This is a genomic window from Pseudoalteromonas sp. P1-25 (assembly GCF_001401805.1).
Lineage (GTDB): Bacteria > Pseudomonadota > Gammaproteobacteria > Enterobacterales > Alteromonadaceae > Pseudoalteromonas.
On the sequence record NZ_LKDW01000019.1, the window covers coordinates 1 to 16,461 of the forward strand.

Genomic DNA, 16,461 nt, shown 5'->3' on the forward strand with positions numbered 1-16,461 from the left:
GGAGTGGCGGAATTGGTAGACGCGCTGGATTTAGGTTCCAGTATCTTAGGATGTGAGAGTTCAAGTCTCTCCTTCCGCACCATGTTCTTAATTAGAACTAAAACTCATCCAAATTTAAAGTTGGGATATCGCCAAGCGGTAAGGCACCAGGTTTTGATCCTGGCATTCCCAGGTTCAAATCCTGGTATCCCAGCCACTTTCTAAATTATCCTGTATTTTTCCTCATTAGCATATTTGTGTATAAATTCATTTATATTAACTGGCTTGCTAAAATAATACCCTTGTAAATAATCACAATCCATTAGCGTTAATGTTTGTTTAAGATCGTTATTTTCTATTCCTTCTGCAACTACTTTACAATTAAGCCGTGTGGCTAAAAACAATGTCGACTCAACAATCGCATAATCAGCTATTTGTGTAAGCATATCTTTTATGAATGATTGATCTATTTTTATTTGGCTTACAGGCAACTCTCGCAGTAATACTAAAGACGAAAAACCAGTACCAAAGTCATCTACACTAAATTCAAACCCTCTATTATTTAAATTTTGCATCATTGTGCGAGCGGCTTCTAGGTTTGTCATCATAGCGCATTCGGTTATTTCAAATATAATCGCGTCGCTTAGTGTTGGGTCATGCTTTACTAGCTCTTCAACAAACTCGTAAAACTCTGGGCTTTCTAAATCTTTAGTTGAAAGATTCACGTGCAACTGCCCTATAAAGCCAGCTGCTTTTAACGCTTTTAAATGTTTTATTGTTTCGAGCAGTACCCATTTTGAAATATTCAATATCAGCCCACTTTGCTCTGCAATACTAATAAACACTTCAGGGCTGATAAACGAGCCATCGCTTTGCGGCCAGCGTATTAATGCCTCTGCACCATGTACCTCGTTAGCTTTAGCATCAAAAATAGGTTGCAAGTAAAGCTCAAACTCATGGTTCTGAATCGCTTGTTTAATACGCGAGGTCATATTTGAAAGCTCGTTAGCACGAGCGCTCAGCGCCTCAAAGTAATGTACGTACAGTTGGTGCGTAGCTTTGGCTTCATGCAGTGCTAAGTCAGCTTGTTTTAATAACTCATTAGCATGCGACGAATGATTAGCAAAGGTGGTTATCCCGACAGTAACGTGGACACGTAAGCTGTGCTCGTAAATGTGAAATGGATGCTTGGTTGATTTTTTTATCGCTTCAATGCATAAATCAACAGTCTCATTAGTTGAGTCATCAATAATAAGTGCAAATTCATCGCCGCCCAAACGATATAGCTTAGCTATGCCGATAATATTATGACTGAGAGTTTTCGAAAAAATGCTGAGCAACATATCCCCTACTTTATTGCCGTATGAGTCATTAACAGACTTAAAGCGGTTTAAATCTATCAGCATTAAATAAAACGAAGGCTCGTACTTAACGTGTTTGTTAAGCACTTGGAAAAACTTTTTTCGATTAGGAAGGCCGGTTAAACTGTCGTTTTCGGCAAGGGTTCGTTGGCGCTTTGCAAAGCGGTCTATTTTTAAAATACTTTTATAACTAAGCTGAATAACTAAATATACAAAAGCCCCGCCGCCAAACAAAATGAGTGATACACTCGTTGCAATAAAGCCGTCAATATCGTTATTTACAAAATAATAAAGCACATACCAATAACCCACTATAAAGCTAAAAATAAGCGCTAGTAACAAAATCCACGATACACGGTTAGTTTTTTTACAAATTTTTATTGTAGGCACAATACTAAGCGTTAATAGCAAAGCGCCAACGATGAGTATAAAAATAAAAAAATTATCCACAAACACACTACTTTTATTTGATTAGTAGTTTGAGTATGGCAAAAAAATGTAATAACGGAATAAATTAATAGCAGATGTTCTAGTTACGTCAGAAGGGGAGTGATTGGCTGTGCATTTGTGCAGTTAGCCAATCACTTAAGTTGATTTAATTAAGCTCTCCACTAATGGCATATTTTAATACCCAGTTTTTTAAAGGACCGGTATTGTTAGCCATTTTTAAAAACTGACTACGCGCCCATTTAAGCGGCGTAATGTGATTAGAAAAACCAAAATAACACGCATCCATCATGCTCATCATTAACAGATTAGCCTTACGGCGGCTTCGCTCGTACTCTTTTAGCTTTATCGGGCAGCCAATATCATCAGCACCTTCAAGCTCCTGTGCCAGAGCAACCACATCTTGAAAACCTAAATTAACGCCCTGCCCTGCTAATGGATTAATTGTGTGTGCTGCATCACCCACTAGCACTACTCGCCCATTAGAGTAATTATTTGCATGCTGGCGAGTAAGCGGAAATACCGCATGGCTTTGTACCTCAAAATCGCCAGCAAGGGATGGAAATTTATTTAAAATATGCGCCTTAATTTGCTCAGCCGTTAATCCTTTAAACTTTTGTAAGGTGCTAGCGCTGTCGTACCAAATTAAATTTGCGTAGGGCGCCTGCATCGGTAGAAATGCTATAGGGCCTGTAGGGGTAAATTGTTGCCATGTTTTTACTTGCTGCGGCGCATCAAGCTTTATTAGTACACCCATGCAATGCTGCTGATATTGCCACCCCGTTACACCAATATTAGCTTTTGCACGTAGCTGTGATTGCCCACCATCAGCTGCTATAACTAAATCAGCAGTATAATGGGTATCGCCATAAATAAGGGTGATTGACGCACTATCTTGCTTAATAGCCGTTAAGGGAGCTGATTGCTCAATAACCTCAATGTTATAATGTGCAAACTGCTGCCAAAGGCTTGCTTGTATTAAATTGTTTTCAATTAAGTGGCCTAGGTGCGAGGTATTAATATCATCACAATCAAATAATAGGTTGTCGCCACCACGTTCAAACGCTTCTAACTGCTGATAAGGCGCTAAACGGTTTTGCCTTAAAATAGGCATAGCCCCTAGCTCATCCAGCAAGTTTTCTGAAAAACGATTAATAGCCGATACTCGAATATCTACTTGTTCACTTGCTAAAATAGCGTCGGCGTTTATCAGTTTTTTTTCTATTATTTGTACTGATTTTCCTTGCTGAGCAAGCTTTATTGCCATGGCCGCTCCGACCATCCCTGCGCCTACAACAATCACTTTGTTTTTAGTCATGTTTTTCATCATTTGGTTAATACGTGAAACTGTTTTGATTGTACCGTAACTCACAGGATGTATGCGAGAGTATATAACTATCACGCTATTAAACTGCCTATGTATTGATTTGAGATCACAAACATGAAAACTATACTTGGATCTGGGCGGGTATCCAGCTAAAATACGCGTCCTTTAAGTGAGCAACCTTGCTCCTTAATCCCGTTTTAAGCACATTTTTGTGCCACTACCGAATTGAACACGAGGCTATATTTCAATGAGCAAAAAGCTGCATATCAAAACTTGGGGTTGTCAGATGAACGAGTACGACTCTCAGAAGATGGCTGATCTTTTAGATTCAACCAACGGCTACCAGCTAACGGAAGAAGCAGCAGACGCCGACGTTATTTTACTTAATACCTGTTCAATTCGTGAAAAAGCGCAAGAAAAAGTATTTCACCAATTAGGCCGCTGGAAGTTGTTAAAAGACGACAAGCCAGATTTAATTATTGGTGTAGGTGGGTGTGTTGCCTCACAAGAAGGTGACTCTATTCGCCAGCGTGCCCCCTTTGTTGATGTTATTTTTGGCCCGCAAACTCTGCACCGTTTACCAGAAATGATTAAACAAGTGCAAGGTGACAAAGGCTCATCGGTGGTTGATATTTCGTTCCCAGAAATTGAAAAATTTGACCGCTTACCAGAGCCAAAAGCAGAAGGCCCGTCTGCATTTGTATCAATAATGGAAGGGTGTTCTAAGTACTGTACTTTTTGTGTTGTACCTTACACCCGTGGTGAAGAAGTTAGCCGCCCATTAGATGACGTATTATTAGAAGTTGCACAACTTGCTGAGCAAGGCGTACGTGAAGTAAATTTACTAGGCCAAAACGTAAATGCATACCGCGGTGAAACACACGATGGTGAAATTTGTTACTTCTCTGATTTAATTCGTTACGTAGCAGCAATTGACGGTATTGACCGTATTCGTTACACCACTTCGCACCCGGTTGAATTTACGCCAGATATTATTGATGCTTACGCCGATGTACCAGAGCTTGTAGATCACTTACACCTACCTGTGCAAAGTGGTTCAGACCGTATTCTTAATTTAATGAAACGTGGTCATACAGCGCTTGAGTACAAATCAACAATACGTAAACTACGCAAAATTCGCCCTAATTTAAGCATGTCGTCAGACTTCATTATTGGTTTCCCAGGTGAGAGCAAAGCCGACTTTGAAGCCACCATGAACCTGATTAACGACATTGGCTTTGATATGAGCTTTAGCTTTATTTACAGTGCGCGTCCAGGTACCCCTGCCGCCGACTTGCCTGATGACGTATCAGAGCAAGAGAAAAAAGAGCGCTTATACCTACTACAAAATCGCATTACGCAAATGGCACAGCAAATTAGCCGCCAAATGTTTGATACAGAGCAACGTATTTTAGTTGAAGGTCCTTCTAAAAAGAACCCAATGGAATTACGTGGCCGCACCGAAAACAACCGTGTAGTTAACTTTGTTGGCCCACACACAGTGATCGGTCAGTTTGTTGATGTACGTATCACCGAAGCGTTACCAAACTCTTTACGTGGCGATTTAATTCGTACAGAATCAGAAATGAACTTACGTCGTGATGTTGCTCCTTCAGCTATTTTAACAAAAGCGGCAAGCGTGGAGCCAAAAATCGATACAACCAACGAAATTGGCGTAGCTACTTTCGTACCGTAGTTGTATAAATTCATTGCGCCAGTAACGCTTACTGGCGCACCCGAATAGGAAGTAATTTTGAGTAATCAGTTAAAAACATTAGAGATTTATTTAGAACCTGCCGACAACAAACGCCTTTCTTCTTTATGTGGACCGTTTGACGAAAATATCAAACGAATTGAACGCCGCCTAGGTGTTGAAATAATCCACCGCGACAACTTTTTTAAAGTAACAGGTAAATTGCACTCAAGTGCCGCGGCCGTAGAAATTTTAAAAAACCTTTATGTTGATACTCAGCCTGTTCGTGGTGAAATTGGTGAAATAGAGCCCGATGACGTTCATTTAGCCATTACCGAATCAAAAGCCCTAGAACAAGACGTGCCGCAAAGTGCCTACGGCAAAGAAATGTTTATTAAAACCCGCCGTGGCGTAATTAAACCCAGAAACGATAACCAAGGTTTGTATGTTGCTAATATTTTGCACCACGACATTACCTTTGGTATTGGCCCTGCCGGTACAGGTAAAACCTACCTTGCTGTTGCCGCCGCAGTTGATGCCCTAGAGCGCCAAGAAATTCGTCGAATATTACTTACCCGCCCTGCGGTAGAGGCCGGCGAAAAACTAGGTTTTTTACCAGGCGATTTAAGCCAAAAGGTCGACCCATATCTGCGCCCGCTTTACGATGCGCTATTTGAAATGCTTGGCTTTGAAAGAGTAGAAAAACTGATTGAAAAACACATTATTGAAATTGCCCCACTTGCATACATGCGTGGACGCACATTAAATGATGCATTTATTATTTTAGATGAAAGCCAAAATACCACCGCTGAGCAAATGAAAATGTTTTTAACCCGTATAGGCTTTAACTCTAAAGCAGTAATAACGGGTGATATAACACAAGTTGATTTGCCACGCGGTGCGCGCTCAGGCCTTCGCCACGCAATAGAAGTACTTAGCGATGTTGAAGAAATTAGCTTTAACTTTTTCCAATCGCACGACATAGTTCGCCACCCTGTAGTTGGTCGTATTGTAGAAGCCTACGAGCGTAATGACGAAAGCGAGCGACTAAAGCGTATAGAAAAGCAAAAAGCCAAAGAGCAACTTGCCGCTCAACAGACGCCGTCTACTAAAGAGTAATATTGTGAGCACCGAATTAGATTTACAAATAGCCTGTGAGTTTGACAACCTCCCGAGCGAAGAACAATTTGCACTGTGGGCCGATAAAGCCCTGAGTAAGTTTCGTGATGAGTCGGAGCTGAGCATTGTTATAAGCGATGAAGCCCAATCACAACAATTAAACAACGACTACCGTGGTAAAAATAAACCCACCAATGTGTTGTCGTTCGAATTTGAAGCACCGCCAGGCATTGATTTGCCATTAGTAGGTGATTTAATAATTTGCCCAGCCATTGTATTGGCCGAGGCAATCGAGCAAGAAAAGTCATTTCATGACCACTTTGCCCATATGGTTATTCATGGATGCTTGCATTTACTTGGATTTGACCATATAAAGAGTGAAGACGCTTTTGAGATGGAAAGCATAGAAAAGCAATTACTTGCAGAGCTAAACATAGCTGACCCATACCGGGACGAAATTTAAATTAACGGAGCATTTAGACGCAATGAGCGACGATAACTCGCAATCTAGCCAGGGTTCTTCTGGCAAAACGTGGATGGGCCGCATAGCCCAAATGTTGCAAGGGGAACCCCAGAATAGAGAAGAGCTGGTTGAAGTAATTGCCGACGCGCAAGAGCGTGACGTAATCGACCCAGAAACCAAAGAAATGATTGAAGGTGTGCTTGGTGTATCCAAGCTTAAAGTGCGCGATATAATGATCCCGCGCTCACAAATGGTCACACTTGAGGTCGACAGCCCCCTTGAAGATTTGATCCCCATGATGGTCGACTCTACCCACTCGCGTTTTCCGGTGGTGTGTGAAGACAAAGACCACGTTGAAGGTATTTTGCTCGCAAAAGACTTGCTGCCGCTTATTTTAAATAAAGACGAGCACCTACCCTCACTGCGAGAATATTTACGCCCTGCCATGGTAGTGCCTGAAAGCAAGCGCGTAGATACCCTACTAAATGAGTTTCGCCAGCAACGCTATCACATGGCAATTGTCATTGACGAATACGGCGGTGTGTCGGGCCTTGTCACCATTGAAGATATTCTTGAAATAATCGTTGGCGAAATCGAAGATGAGCACGACGAAGAAGAAGATCAACAAGACATTCGCCAACTTGCTAAGCATGTATACGTAGTACAAGCGCTCACCCCTGTTGATGACTTTAACGAGTACTTTAAAACAGGTTACAGCACCGATGAAGCCGATACCATTGGCGGTACGGTACTACACGCATTTGGCCATATGCCAAGTCGCGGCGAAACAATTGAAATAGACGACTATCAGTTTAAAGTAACTAATTCTGATAACCGTCGTATTTTACAACTGCAAGTCACCGTTCCTAAGGTTGATGAAAACGACAGTGAAGAAACTACTAACTAAACTCACCCTGTTAGTAAAAGATAAAAAAGCATGGCTCGCACTGGTTGCGGGCCTTATTTTAACTTTTGGCTACGCCCCTTACCAAATTTGGCCCATCGCATTTTTTAGCATTGCCGCCATTATTTTTTGTATCAACCCAAACAACACAGGCAAAGCGCACGCAAAAAGCGCCGCTAAATATGGCTTTATATTTGGCTTAGGCTGGTTTGGCGCAGGTATTAGCTGGGTGCATGTATCTATTGCTACTTTTGGCGGCATGCCGCTTATAGCGTCGCTCTCGTTAATGGCTTTACTGTGCTCATATTTAGCGCTGTTTCCAGCACTCGCGTTTTGGGCTGCAACTCGCTTTGCAAGTGGCCCTAAAAGCATGGTTGCACTGCTCATTGCCACCATAGCCATGAGTGAATATTTACGTGGGCACTTACTAACCGGCTTTCCGTGGTTAAGTTTTGGCTATACACAAACAGATGGCCCGCTAAGGCTACTTGCGCCCTTTATTGGCGAATTTGGCTTAACGCTTACCTGTGTAGCCATTGGTTTTGCCTTATACAGGCTCACCCAAAAAGAGTTTAAAACCCCACTAATAAGCGCAGCCGCTTTAGCGTTACTCGTTATTGGCGCATTAAATACCGGTAATAATCGCTACTCTGGCAAAGAAATGTCGACCTTATTGGTGCAAGGTAATATAAAACAACACCTGCGCTTTGAACCCAGCGAGTTTTGGACCACCATGAGTAAGTACCAAGACCTAACGCGCCCACATTGGGATGCTGATCTTGTGGTATGGCCCGAAGCCGCGGTGCCCGAAATAGAAGCCCTGGCCGACACCTATTTAGCCAATTTAGACAGCGCGGCCTCGTTTAATAAAACCGCGTTAGTAACCGGTATTGTTGACTACCAGCTCGACACCAAAACCATTTACAACACCCTTATTGTGGTCGGTAATAAAGAGCACAACGACGAGCACGGCCATTACCGCTACCTAGACAAAAACCGCTACCGTAAGCACCAGTTGTTACCTATCGGCGAATTTGTACCATTTCAGGATATACTACGCCCTATAGCACCATTGTTTGATTTACCTATGTCATCGTTTACCCGTGGCGATAGAGTGCAAAACAACTTACGCGCCAATGGCTTTAACCTGCTGCCAGCCATTTGCTACGAAATCGTGTTTGCCGATTTAGTGCGCGGTAATTACCAAAGCGACTCAGACTTACTCTTTACGGTAAGTAACGATGCCTGGTTTGGCGACTCCATCGGGCCATTGCAACACATGCAAATAGCCCGCATGCGCGCATTAGAGTTACAACGCCCGCTGGTACGTGTTACCAACAATGGCGTAAGCGCCGTATACGACCCAATAAGCCACACACAGCAAACCATGCCACAGTTTGAAGCGGCGACCATGAAAGCCAATATAAAGCTTATACAAGGCGACAGCGTATACAGCCAATATGGCAATGTGTTTGTATGGGGATTTGTGTTGTTATTAGTGATTGGTGGATTTGGGGTTAGATTTAGGAAATAAAATAGGGTTGATAACTGTGTGAAAACAGCTATTGAAAGAAAGGTGTCCTGTTGGGGTTCGCTTCGCTCTACCCAACCTACACAAATTACTTTTTAATCCAACCTATGCTTAAAACATAGCGAGTACCTTGCTCTATTTTTAATACTTGGTGCCGCTCAATATCAGGCCTGAAAAGTTTAACTCGGCTGTAATTCATAATTGGATTTTCACACAAAAACTCACCACCTTTTGCAGCATGCTTCAATACAATATTAAGCCTAAAATGTCTGCCAGTTTTAACTTTATCGGTATGCGGTTTTATTTCACTCCCCTGCGGGAATTTAATTAAGTAAGCATCAAATTTAAAAGGGAAGAGCATGTAGCACAATAACATTTTATCGTAGCCCGACGCTTGTCGACCCCGTTGCCAACTAAATAATTTATTTGCCATAAACTACACTTTCACTTGTTCTTAAAATCCCATAGAAAGAATATCAAAACCACTTAACTTTTAGTTCGGCGAAGTGCACTCTTCTCGCTTGTGGGCTCAGTAAATTACAGTGAATATCAATATAGCTACTCTTACTTGGTTCTATAAACATGTCATCGCTTTTGCCTAAACAATTTCCAACAAACTTTCCGTTTTCATCAAATGTGGACGCAATAACACCACCAGCATAAATGCTTTCGTTGGTTGTATTTTTTAACTCTGCAGTAATTCTTACGCGCCCATTTTCTTTAAAAATATCAGAAAGGGTAAGTTTGTAATCATTACTTAAATCAGACGCGCTATCTAATGCTTTATTAGAAACCAGCTCTTTAAATCCACTATCCACCTCAGCAGCTATGGTAAGCGCGTATACACTGATGACACCTAGCGTTGCTATTACAAACCCTACTCCCCAAAAAAAGCCTTTTAAAGTCTCATTAAAATTAGTACTCATTTAGTTCCTTTTTAATTTTTTACCACTGAATTTCATTAACGATGTATCCAAAGTAACTTTTTTCACCGACTAAGTTTATTCTCTTATTTCTAATTTTTTGTAGCTTGTGCGTATCTAAGTACCATCTAAATGAGCGTTCCTCGCCAGAGGATAAATCAATAAGGTTTAACCTTATACATTGCTGCTCATCATTTATAGTACAGGCACTTACATCGGTTAATAAATATTCTTTAGAGCATGGTTCCCCTAAATTATTTTCAGCATAATATAAGATGGGAACTACGCTTAAATTCCATAACGCTGTATATATTAAACAAGGGTACATCACTATCAAAAAACCTTTTACTAACTTACTGCCTTTAAAAAAGTGATTAGTCATTAAATAATTAAAGTTGTCATCACACCTATACTTTTTAAATAATGTATATATTACTGCCATGGTTAATATAGGTAATACTATCACCTCTATAATATGTAATTTTTTATTTGCAATGAAAGACGGATCGTTAAACTCGTACCACGTAATAAGTAACGCTAGATAACTCGTTAGTACGCATGCAATTAATAAATATACAAAGCTTTTATGAAGCTCTTTATGCTTTACATTTAACAATTAAAGTCTCATTTAATTTTTATGGTGAAATTATCTTTTAAGTATGCTTTTAAACCCATAATACCAGCTAAGCGCTGCGACTGTGCCATGAGTTTCATCTTCAAAGTAGCGTTGATTTATAATTAGATTATCACTTGAGTGTGCTTTTAACTTTTTAGCGAATGCTAAGCCCCACTTGTAATTTGCTTTACCAATTTCGCCAAACGCTTCGCCGTTATTTGCAAAGGTAAAATATACATTGCCATTAAGCGGCTTATTTATAAGCGGCTTATTTATAAGCTGTTTCTCATCAAAATAACGGTTTAGGTAGTTGTTATCCCACAGGTAGGTTGCATCAATAATTAAGTAATCTTTAAATAGCGCATGATTGCTAAGCAATACATAGCTGGCAAACAAGCCGCCAAAAGACTCACCTATTAATACGCGTTTAGTTGATGTGCGGTAATTTTTATTAATCAGTGGAATAAGTTCTTTTTCAAAAAAGGCGCTGTAGTTTGCAGCGTTGCCAATATTTTCAAACTTTTCGAGTAGCATCCCGTTAAATGTCCAATCAACATTGGTTGGGGTAAAATCGCTCTCTCTTATCGCATTTTTACTATTTGGAATGGCGACTATAATTGCTTGCTGTATTTGCTGCTCAAGCCGCTGAGTACTAAGTGCCTCGACTAGCCCGGCTACGGCTTTTAGATGTGTGTGGTCACCATCGAGCAAGTAAATAACTGGGTATACCTGGTTGGGGCTTTGATTGTAGCTTGGCGGTAAATAAACGCTAAAGCTGCGTTGTTCATTTAAAATAACAGACCTAAGCTGATAGGTTTTGGCTAAAGTAATAGGCTCTGAGGCATTTACATTTATTGTAAAAAATAAATATAAAAATATTATTGATAAGACTTTCATACATATCCTTGTATTAAATTAATAGCAAACCAAGAAGAAACGCCCTTCTTTCAACAATCAAAACACCGCTTTTATCACTATGCTATTCCTTAGCTCTTGAGGCTAACTTTTTATATATTGCATCTTTATCGCGTTTACCAATTGCGAGTACATACACCACAACTTCGTCATCAATGACTTCATAAGCAAGGCGGTACCCTGCCGTACGCAATTTTATTTTATAAACATTATCAAAGCCGCGTAGCTTTGAGGCTGGCACGTGGGGGTTATCTAAGCGCTCAGCAAGTTTCTTTTTAAACTGGCTTTTAAGTGATGGCGCGAGTTTTTCCCACTCCTTTAAGGCTGCTGGTAAAAACTTTAACTTATAAGTCATCTATATTAACTTCAACCGCTTGAGATAAATCGCCTCTGCGGCTCTCAACAACTTTAGTTAATTCATAATCATCCAATTGTTCCATTAGTTGCTCATACATTTGTGCAGGCACTAGGTACGCTGCAGGCTTATTATGATTTAATATGGCTATTGCAGCGCCATCTGCTTCATTTAAAAGCGCGGTTGGGTTTTTTTTAAGTTCTGAAATACTTGCTGAACAATCAGCTAAAACCTGTCTCATATAACACCTATAAAGAACTAAATTAAGATCTTATTTTAGCCCTTTTTTTATCTAAAGCTATATATTTTATAATTACTTATTTTCTAAGTAGTTTTTAAAGTCTCTTCTAGCGTTTGTGTATTTACAACCTGGTTCACACTGCCCTGAATAACCACTGTCGCTGATATTTTATCTTGAATGGCTTGCCTGTTTGGGTCCCAATATACTTGTAAAAAGCCTAATAAGCCCGTGGCAAAACCAGCGCCGTAACCGCCGTATCGGCCAAAGCAATCAAGCATACCTAACGGCTCACCGCTTAGTGCTACTACGCGGATATTACATACTTTTTTACCTGGTGTTTGCCCGCGCCATAATAACGAGAACAACGTAAAATAAACGGCGGCCCAACCAAAGCCAAGGCCTAGGTCTTGAATAATGCCTTTGCCCCACTGCAAAATGCTGGTGACAGGTTTGGTTTTCTCGCTTTTAGTGTCTGCTTTTTCAGTGATATTGCTTTTATGAGTTATTTCGCCCGAAATACTCTTTAGCTCTGTCTCATTATTTTTAAAATCATCTGCCGCAACGGGCTCATCATCAGATATGGCCATTAAGTGCAATAATGTGCGTGTAACTTCAATTCCTCCAACATTTTCAATTTCAGCAAGCGTGGGCAATTGGCTAACTAAATTAGCACGAGCAACGCTTTGGCACGCATCATCGCAGTTTTTATTGTCGTCTGTTTGCGTTAAATAGGTGCGTATTATTGCTTTATCATGCACGCTTAGCTCATCGTTTTGCTGTGCTTTTTCTATTTGAGATGTTTGTATAGCGGTATCGCCTTCAAAAAAATCTATCGCTAATGAGAGCACGGTGAGTGCGCTTACAAATAAAAAGCTCGCTGCAAAAAGTTTTAGGGCTCTGCGCCAAAACGATGACATTTTTGGCAGGTATTGCTGCGCAGTGCCTTTATAAAAAGCCATGGCAGCCACAAAGGCAATTAAAGTGGCGCTTAGCTTAGCGGCCATAAATATCAAAGTGACATCAATAGTCATCGCCATTGCACGTTTGCTTGGGCTCGCTAATGGAATACCTAATAACGCTTGGTCAATTTTAAAGGCATATGGGGTGATCACGTCTTTGGTTTCAGAGTCTGATAACGCGAGTTGCTCTATCTCTTTGGTTTTCATTTTTATTTTTATGTTTTTAAAGTGGGTAAGCTATTTAACTTACGCGCTTTTTATTTTTATATCAATCCGCTTAATTAAGTGATCTATTTTGCAGATTGGTATTAGCTCAAGTTAAAAGTATTGATTTACCGGCATAAAAAAAGGGCTGCATACATGCAGCCCTTAAAATACTTTATTTATAAATAATTAAGCGGTTGGGTAATCGGTATAGCCTTGCTCTGCGCCACCAAATAAAGTGTCGGGGTTGTGGCTATTTAGCGGTTTACCTTGCTCTAAACGTGCTGGTAAATCTGGGTTAGACACAAACGGGCGGCCAAAGCCAATCATGTCGGCCCAGCCTTGTGCTAGGGCTTCATCGGCGCGCTCTTTGGTGTATTTACCTGCATAAATTAATACCCCGCTGTACGCTTTACGAATAGCCTGTTTAAACTCCACACTCATTAAAGGGGCGTCATCCCAGTCGGCTTCAGCAATATGCATATAACCTACGCCAGCATCATTTAGTGCGTGTGCCACGGCCAAATATGTTTGCTCTGGGTTATCGTCAACCGTGCCGTTAAGCGTGGTAAGTGGCGCAAGCCTTACACCTACTTTTTGACTGCCAATTTCATCACTTACTGCATTGACTACTTCAACTAAAAAGCGCAAACGGTTTTGTACACTGCCACCATATTCATCAGTACGCGCATTTGATTGCGAGTCTAAAAATTGGTTAATTAAATAGCCATTAGCGGCGTGTAGCTCTATGCCGTCAAAGCCTGCGTCTACTGCATTTATGGCCGCTTGGCGAAATTCGCCTATTACGTGTGTAATATCTTGCTTGCTCATCTCACGCGGTAACTGAGTATCTACAAAGCCAGGCTCGCCGTTAGTATCTACAAATACTTTTACGCCTTTTGCTGCAATGGCCGATGCTGATATTGGCTGCACGCCCCCTGTGTTATCGCTGTGTGTTACTCGCCCTACATGCCAAAGCTGAGCAAACATAACGCCACCAGCGTTATGTACTTTATTAGTTACTTTACTCCAGCCTGCTACTTGCTCGTTTGAATAAATACCCGGTGTCCAAGCGTAACCTTTGCCAAGTTTACTAATTTGTGTGCCTTCGCTAACTATTAACCCAGCACTTGCGCGTTGTGCGTAGTAAGTGGCCATTAAATCGTTTGCTATATCGCCGGGCTGCGTGGAGCGCGAGCGTGTCATTGGTGGCATAACAATGCGGTTTTTTAACGTTTTACCTGCAAGTTCTATTGGTGAAAAAAGTAATGTCATAATGCCTCCTAAGTTTGATGGCGCTCATAGTAACGCGTTTGAATAAATTCAAAAACAACAAAAAATGCAAAATAGTTTTGTCGAATTTGCAATAAAAAACGAACGGTTACTAATCCTCCAAAATTATATCTATTTCCTTACAAGTACCTAGTAAAACTACATTCATTAAAAAAGCATACTACGGCTAGAATATTTAATTGATACAATATAACATACCAATAAATACATATTAGTAAGTAAAATTAAATGATAAATAAACTGCCCGTCACAGTGTTATCAGGCTTTTTAGGCGCTGGTAAAACAACCGTTCTTAGCCACATTCTTAACAACCGCCAAGCTAAAAAAGTGGCTGTTATAGTTAACGATATGAGCGACATAAACATAGATGCCGCCACTATTAAAAACGATATATCGCTCTGTCACAGCGATGAAAAACTCGTAGAGATGAGTAATGGCTGTATTTGCTGCACGCTGCGTGAAGATTTACTGTTAGAGGTAAGCAAACTTGCAAAAGAAGGTCGTTTTGATCATCTCGTTATTGAGTCAACCGGTATTTCTGAGCCACTGCCTGTTGCCGAAACATTTACCTTTGCTGATGAAAATGGCGTATCGCTAGGAGATATTGCCACTCTTGATACTATGGTAACGGTGGTTGATGCGGTTAATTTTTTAACTGATTACGAGCAAGCTAACGACTTACAAGATACAGGTGAATCCCTTGGTGAAGAGGACGAGCGAAGCGTTACCGATCTACTTATTGACCAAGTTGAATTTGCCGATGTAATTTTAATAAGTAAAACCGACTTAGTCACCAAAGCACAATTAAATAAACTCACAGCTATTTTAAACACACTCAATACCCAAGCTGAAATCATCCCTATATCAGCTGGAAAAGTTGATATTAATAAAGTAATTAACACCGGCCTTTTTGACTTTGAACGCGCAAAACAAGCCCCTGGCTGGCTTAAAGAAATGCGCGGTGAGCACATCCCAGAGACTGAAGAATACGATATTAGCAGCTTTAATTACATTGCCCATCGCCCGTTTGACCCTGAAAAGTTTTATACGTTTTTGCACGGTACTGAGCAATTTGGCAAGCTCATTCGCTCTAAAGGCTACTTTTGGCTTGCCACACGCCCGCTATTTTGCGGCCAGTGGAACCAAGCAGGCGGCATTGCCCACTATGGGTTTGCAGGCATGTTTTATAAAGCCATCCCTAAAAAAGACTGGCCAACCGATCCTGAGCTACTTGCCGATATAAACAGCAAATGGGTAGAACCCTTTGGCGATATGCGCCAAGAGCTGGTGTTTATTGGTCAATCATTAAATAAGCAAGCCATGATTAAAGCGCTAGATGACTGCCTACTGCCTGAAGATGCCGTACTTAAAGGTAAAGATTTTTGGAGAACCTACAACGATCCGTTTCCAATTTGGGAGGAATTATAATGAACGCCCTAGCTCCTTTATCAGCGCAAGTAAAACCCACCGAACCACTACATAGACGTGCAGCTATAAATAGTGATGCCAACGTGCTACCGCAAATTTATAACGAAAATATCAACATTGCGGTTTGGCAAAGAAACCTCGAAAGCACATTAACAGAGGCGGTTAATACGCTCATAAATACAAATGCATTAAAACCACTTGAACTTGCACTATCGCCCGATAATGCGTTTGATCAATTAATTAAAGCGCTAAAGCCAACAGAACAAAATTACAATGAAGCTAAAGCGCTATGTGAAGATATAGCCCTACTCATTGAAATGTTTTGCTGCCTGTTTGATTTAAAACGTGTGGGTTTAAGGCTAAAAGTGTTAAACAAGCCCATGTGTCCGCGTTTTCATGTAGACAAAATTCCATGCCGACTAGTAACAACTTATCAAGGGGTTGCAACGCAGTGGCTAAATCACAGCGATGTAGACCGCTCAAAATTGGGGGCTGGTAATTTAGGTAAGCCCGATGAAGAGTCTGGCTTATTTACATCAACCAGCCATATTAATCAGCTAAATCAAGGCGATGTTGCCCTACTTAAAGGTGAATACTGGGACGAAAACGAAGGCGCAGGCTTAGTGCACCGCTCACCACCGGTCGCTGCAAACGAGCAACGCTTATTGCTCACTCTCGATTTTATTTAAAATTTGCTTCGGTG

The 16,461-nt window shown here is 40.9% G+C and carries 17 protein-coding genes and 1 tRNA gene; 8 read left to right on the top strand and 10 right to left on the bottom strand.

Annotated features, from left to right (window positions below; translation table 11 throughout):
- Nucleotides 1–121: 121 nt before the first annotated feature.
- Nucleotides 122–196 (top strand) — tRNA-Gln (locus AN393_RS12360).
- 4 nt (nucleotides 197–200) lie between these two features.
- Here the strand turns inward: AN393_RS12360 and AN393_RS12365 are convergent.
- Nucleotides 201–1,790 (bottom strand): bifunctional diguanylate cyclase/phosphodiesterase, encoded by a 1,590-nt coding sequence (locus tag AN393_RS12365; RefSeq protein ID WP_055016127.1) that lies wholly within the window; start codon nucleotides 1,788–1,790, stop codon nucleotides 201–203.
- Nucleotides 1,791–1,935: 145 nt separating this feature from the next.
- Nucleotides 1,936–3,117 (bottom strand): FAD-dependent monooxygenase, encoded by a 1,182-nt coding sequence (locus AN393_RS12370; protein ID WP_055016176.1) that lies wholly within the window; start codon nucleotides 3,115–3,117, stop codon nucleotides 1,936–1,938.
- A gap of 244 nt (nucleotides 3,118–3,361) precedes the next feature.
- On the opposite strand from AN393_RS12370, the gene miaB reads away from it, so the two are divergent.
- The 5 genes from miaB to lnt are packed head-to-tail and all read left to right on the top strand — an operon-like array spanning nucleotide 3,362 to nucleotide 8,827.
- Entirely contained in the window at nucleotides 3,362–4,810 is a 1,449-nt protein-coding gene (gene miaB, locus AN393_RS12375) for a tRNA (N6-isopentenyl adenosine(37)-C2)-methylthiotransferase MiaB (RefSeq protein WP_055016128.1), read from the top strand.
- A gap of 57 nt (nucleotides 4,811–4,867) precedes the next feature.
- Nucleotides 4,868–5,926 carry a PhoH family protein gene (locus AN393_RS12380; protein ID WP_055018219.1) on the top strand — a complete coding sequence of 353 codons (1,059 nt, stop codon included), beginning with the start codon at nucleotides 4,868–4,870 and terminating at the stop codon, nucleotides 5,924–5,926.
- Between the two features lie 4 nt (nucleotides 5,927–5,930).
- Nucleotides 5,931–6,389 (top strand): rRNA maturation RNase YbeY, encoded by a 459-nt coding sequence (ybeY, locus tag AN393_RS12385; RefSeq protein WP_024033864.1) that lies wholly within the window; start codon nucleotides 5,931–5,933, stop codon nucleotides 6,387–6,389.
- Between the two features lie 22 nt (nucleotides 6,390–6,411).
- Nucleotides 6,412–7,296, top strand: a complete 885-nt coding sequence (gene corC / locus AN393_RS12390; RefSeq protein ID WP_004589463.1) for a CNNM family magnesium/cobalt transport protein CorC — start codon at nucleotides 6,412–6,414, stop codon at nucleotides 7,294–7,296.
- Nucleotides 7,277–8,827, top strand: coding sequence for an apolipoprotein N-acyltransferase (gene lnt / locus AN393_RS12395; RefSeq protein ID WP_200909043.1), 1,551 nt, complete (start codon nucleotides 7,277–7,279; stop codon nucleotides 8,825–8,827). The genes corC and lnt overlap by 20 nt, the downstream gene beginning before the upstream one ends.
- Before the next feature lie 85 nt (nucleotides 8,828–8,912).
- Here lnt and AN393_RS12400 read toward each other — a convergent pair whose 3' ends face one another.
- The 8 genes from AN393_RS12400 to AN393_RS12435 form a co-directional block, all read right to left on the bottom strand.
- On the bottom strand, nucleotides 8,913–9,257 hold the full coding sequence (locus AN393_RS12400) for a hypothetical protein (protein WP_055018221.1): 345 nt from the start codon (nucleotides 9,255–9,257) through the stop codon (nucleotides 8,913–8,915).
- 43 nt (nucleotides 9,258–9,300) lie between these two features.
- Nucleotides 9,301–9,750, bottom strand: coding sequence for a hypothetical protein (locus AN393_RS12405; RefSeq protein WP_055018222.1), 450 nt, complete (start codon nucleotides 9,748–9,750; stop codon nucleotides 9,301–9,303).
- Nucleotides 9,751–9,769: 19 nt separating this feature from the next.
- Nucleotides 9,770–10,363, bottom strand: coding sequence for a hypothetical protein (locus tag AN393_RS12410; protein ID WP_055018223.1), 594 nt, complete (start codon nucleotides 10,361–10,363; stop codon nucleotides 9,770–9,772).
- A gap of 30 nt (nucleotides 10,364–10,393) precedes the next feature.
- Nucleotides 10,394–11,260, bottom strand: coding sequence for an alpha/beta hydrolase (locus tag AN393_RS12415; protein ID WP_055018224.1), 867 nt, complete (start codon nucleotides 11,258–11,260; stop codon nucleotides 10,394–10,396).
- Nucleotides 11,261–11,342: 82 nt separating this feature from the next.
- Nucleotides 11,343–11,633, bottom strand: a complete 291-nt coding sequence (locus tag AN393_RS12420) for a type II toxin-antitoxin system RelE/ParE family toxin (RefSeq protein WP_055016135.1) — start codon at nucleotides 11,631–11,633, stop codon at nucleotides 11,343–11,345.
- Nucleotides 11,623–11,874 carry a type II toxin-antitoxin system Phd/YefM family antitoxin gene (locus AN393_RS12425; protein WP_055016136.1) on the bottom strand — a complete coding sequence of 84 codons (252 nt, stop codon included), beginning with the start codon at nucleotides 11,872–11,874 and terminating at the stop codon, nucleotides 11,623–11,625. The genes AN393_RS12420 and AN393_RS12425 overlap by 11 nt, the downstream gene beginning before the upstream one ends.
- A gap of 83 nt (nucleotides 11,875–11,957) precedes the next feature.
- Entirely contained in the window at nucleotides 11,958–13,040 is a 1,083-nt protein-coding gene (locus AN393_RS12430; protein ID WP_055018225.1) for an RDD family protein, read from the bottom strand.
- 186 nt (nucleotides 13,041–13,226) lie between these two features.
- Nucleotides 13,227–14,312 (bottom strand): alkene reductase, encoded by a 1,086-nt coding sequence (locus tag AN393_RS12435; RefSeq protein WP_055018226.1) that lies wholly within the window; start codon nucleotides 14,310–14,312, stop codon nucleotides 13,227–13,229.
- Nucleotides 14,313–14,558: 246 nt separating this feature from the next.
- Between AN393_RS12435 and zigA the strand changes: the two genes are divergently transcribed.
- The gene (gene zigA, locus AN393_RS12440) at nucleotides 14,559–15,758 is read left to right on the top strand and encodes a zinc metallochaperone GTPase ZigA (protein ID WP_055018227.1); all 1,200 of its coding nucleotides are present in this window, start codon (nucleotides 14,559–14,561) and stop codon (nucleotides 15,756–15,758) included.
- Entirely contained in the window at nucleotides 15,758–16,447 is a 690-nt protein-coding gene (locus AN393_RS12445; protein WP_055018228.1) for a DUF1826 domain-containing protein, read from the top strand. Before zigA ends, AN393_RS12445 begins: the two co-directional genes overlap by 1 nt.
- The last annotated feature ends 14 nt before the right edge of the window (nucleotides 16,448–16,461 follow it).